General features: G+C 71.5%; 3 protein-coding genes. All 3 read left to right on the forward strand.

Annotated features, from left to right (window positions below):
• Window positions 1-167: 167 nt before the first annotated feature.
• The 3 genes from AB0881_RS39840 (at window position 168) to AB0881_RS39850 (ending at window position 3,087) form a co-directional block, all read left to right on the forward strand.
• A complete protein-coding gene (locus AB0881_RS39840) occupies window positions 168-1,523 on the forward strand; it encodes an amino acid permease (RefSeq protein WP_366625855.1) in 1,356 nt (451 codons plus the stop codon).
• A 137-nt stretch (window positions 1,524-1,660) separates the two neighbouring features.
• Window positions 1,661-2,029, forward strand: a complete 369-nt coding sequence (locus AB0881_RS39845) for a nuclear transport factor 2 family protein (protein WP_366625857.1) — start codon at window positions 1,661-1,663, stop codon at window positions 2,027-2,029.
• Between the two features lie 401 nt (window positions 2,030-2,430).
• Window positions 2,431-3,087 (forward strand): hypothetical protein, encoded by a 657-nt coding sequence (locus AB0881_RS39850; RefSeq protein ID WP_366625858.1) that lies wholly within the window; start codon window positions 2,431-2,433, stop codon window positions 3,085-3,087.
• Window positions 3,088-3,335: the final 248 nt, after the last annotated feature.

Below are 3,335 nucleotides of genomic sequence, written 5' to 3' on the forward strand. Positions count from 1 at the left end.
TCCCTCCCTCTCTTTGCCCCCGTCGCGGGGGGGGGGGGGGGGGGGGGGGCCCGGGGGGGGGGGGGGGCGGGGGCCCCCCCCCCCCCCGCCCCGGGGATTCGACCTGTTCGCGATGATTATCGGCCGCCGTCCGGGTACCACCTCCAAAACGATCAAGGAGGGCGGAGATGGCGACCGAGGTCGACCCGCGCACGCTCGGCGGCGGCCTGCGCCGCGTGATCGGGCGCAAGGTGCTGATGCTGTTCGTGGTCGGGGACATCCTCGGGGCGGGCATCTACGCGCTGGTCGGGCAGGTCGCGGGCGAGGTCGGCGGGGCGGTCTGGGCGCCGTTCCTGGTGGCGTTCGTGCTCGCGGCGCTGACCGCCACCGCGTACGCCGAGCTGGTCGGCAAGTACCCTCGGGCGGCCGGGGCCGCGCTCTACACCAACAAGGCGTTCGGGATCCCGTTCGTGACGTTCATCGTGGCGTTCGCGGTGATGATGAGCGGCATCACCTCGGCGAGCGCCGCCGCCCGCGCGTTCGGCGGCGACTACCTGGCCGAGTTCGTGTCGCTGCCGACGCTGGCCGGCGCGCTGATCTTCCTGGCGCTGGTGACGCTGGTGAACTTCGCCGGCATCTCCGAGTCGATCAAGGTGAACGTGGCGCTCACCGTGATCGAGGCGTTCGGGCTGCTGGTGATCATGGTGATCGGGGTCTTCGCGCTGATCGGCGGGGACGGCGAGCCGAGCCGGGTGCTGGAATTCGACCCGGCGAACGGGGCGTTCCTGGGCGTGCTCGGCGGCGCGGCGCTGGCCTTCTACGCGCTGCTCGGCTTCGAGGACTCGGTCAACCTCGCCGAGGAGGCCAAGAACCCGGCCAGGGACTTCCCGGTCGCGCTCTTCGGCGGTCTGGCGATCACCGTCGTGATCTACATCGCGGTCGCGTTCACCGCGACCATGCTGGTCGACACCGAGACGCTGAAGACCTCGACGGGGCCGCTGCTGGAGGTCGTCCGGGTGGCCGGGTTCGACTTCCCGCCCAAGCTGTTCGCGCTGATCGCGCTGCTGGCGGTGGGCAACACCGCGCTGATCAACATGATCATGGCGTCCCGGCTGGTGTACGGCATGGCGCGGGAGCGGATCGTGCCCCCGGTGTTCGCCATCGTGCACTCGCGGCGCGCCACGCCCTGGCCGGCGATCGTCTTCACGGTGGCGATCGCGGTGGTCCTGGTGAGCACGGGCGACATCGGCGGGCTCGCCGACACCACCGTGCTGCTGCTCCTGTGCGTGTTCGCGCTGGTGAACGTCTGCGTGCTGGTCCTGCGCCGGGAACGGGTCGGGCACGAGCACTTCCGCGCGCCGACCTGGATGCCCGTGCTGGGCGCGCTGAGCTGCGCGTTGCTGGCCATGCCGATCACCGGCCGGGAGGGCGCCGTCTACCTGCGCGCCGCCGTGCTGATCGCGGTCGGCCTGGTGCTGTGGCTGGTCAACCGGCTGATCCTCGGCCGTACCGGGCCCGTCGACGCGGAGAGGCTGGACGCCTGACACCGGCTCCCTCCCGCTGAGCGGGAGACCGGGCTGCCTCCCGCCGGAACGGGACGCCTAGGCTCCTCGTCCAGGCGCGCGGCTCGTGAAACAAGCGCTCGCTTGCTAGGCTCTCCCCGACACGAAAGGCGGCCGGTATGCCCACTCCCGACCAGATGAAGAAGGCGCTGCAGAGCTACGTCGACGGCTTCGGCCGGGGCGACGCCGCGGCGATCGCCGCGCTGTTCGCCGACGACGCGGTGGTCGAGGACCCGGTCGGCAACCAGCCGATCTCGGGCCGCGCGGCGATCGAGGAGTTCTACGCCAACGCCGTGGCCGCCGGCTCCAAGCTCGTCCTGGACGGCCCCATCCGCGGCTCGCACGGCAACGGCGCGGCCATGGCCTTCACGGTGGAGGTCCCCGCGATGAACGTGCGCATCCGCGCCATCGACGTCATGACGTTCGGTGACGACGGCAAGATCGTCAAGATGCAGGCGTACTGGGGCCCCGACGACATGGAGCAATAAGTAGGGCGAGCGAGTAAGCCAGTTGTCACGGGGGTTCGACTGGCCGGCCGGTTCCGTTCGCGGGGCCGGCCGTTCTTGTGAGGCGATGACAATCCTTGTGAGGCGATGACAAGCGGGCGCCGTGCGGCGTTGGCCGGGACGCGCACGGACGTGCGTGCCCGGCACCGGGATGACGCGGATGCGGGCCGTTCCCGGCCAATCCGAAGTACCCAAGCGCTTGCTACATCGTGGGAGTTGTTCTTAGATCTCGGGTGAGCGCTCACGCGGCGCGCGCCACCACCGGATCCGGGGCGCGGCGCCGTCCGGGGGCCGGCGCGGAGCGCGGCCGGGCCAGATCACCCCGTTCGCGCACCATCCACCGCCGGAAGCATCGACACGGGCCGATATCCGAGGAGGAGAACGTGAAGGCCCTCGTCAAGCTCGGCACACCCCTGGTCGCGGCAACCGCGGCGGTCGGCCTGCTGGCCGGCTCAGCGTCGGCGGCCACCACCACGGTCCGCAGGGACGGCCCCGCCGGGGCGCCCTACGACGGCCAGTACCAGATCCTCAACGTCGGCGACCTCACCTTCGCCGGCACCGGCTTCACCGCGAGCTGCTCCGGAGCCGACCTGCGCGGCACGATGACCTCGTCCGGTTCGGGCACCCTGGACTCGGCCGCCGTCTCGGGCTGCACCAGCAACCTGGGAACGCCGGCGGTGTCGTTCCGCAACCTGCCCTACACCGACGGCGTCCTGGCCTACGGGCCTAGCGGCGACTACGACGGCACGCTGACGTTCACCGACCCCGACCTGGAGATCCAGGCGTCGTTCGGCTCCATCAGCTGCGTCTACGGGTTCGACGCGGAGCACACCAGCCTCACCTTCGAGGTCCGCAACTCCGACAATCCCGCCAACTCCACGGGCCAGCTCGCCGGGACGATGAACGGCGTGTCCCTCGGCCTGAAGTCGGGCAGCTTCCTGTGCCCGACCGACGTCACGGCCAACGGCACCGGCAAGGCCATGGGCAAGGTCGCCCCCGGTGACGCCGCCTACGGCCAGAAGCTCCACATCACCGCCTGACGGCGCCGCCCCCCGCCCGGCCGTCCCGCTCCCATACGGGGTGGCCGGGCTTCCACGTTCCCCGCAGAAGAGGCGAATCCGCTGTGAAGATTACATTCCGCAAGAGCCTGGCGGCCGCCGCGGTCGCGTTCCTCGGCCTGGCCGCCGTCCAGCCCGCCACCGCCTCCGCCGCGCCGGCGCGGCCCCCCCCGGCGCCCCCCCCGGCGGTACCAGCGTAAGACAACCGGGCCGCCAGCCCCCAACAAACC

This window comes from Spirillospora sp. NPDC029432 (genome assembly GCF_040703975.1).
GTDB lineage: Bacteria > Actinomycetota > Actinomycetes > Streptosporangiales > Streptosporangiaceae > Spirillospora.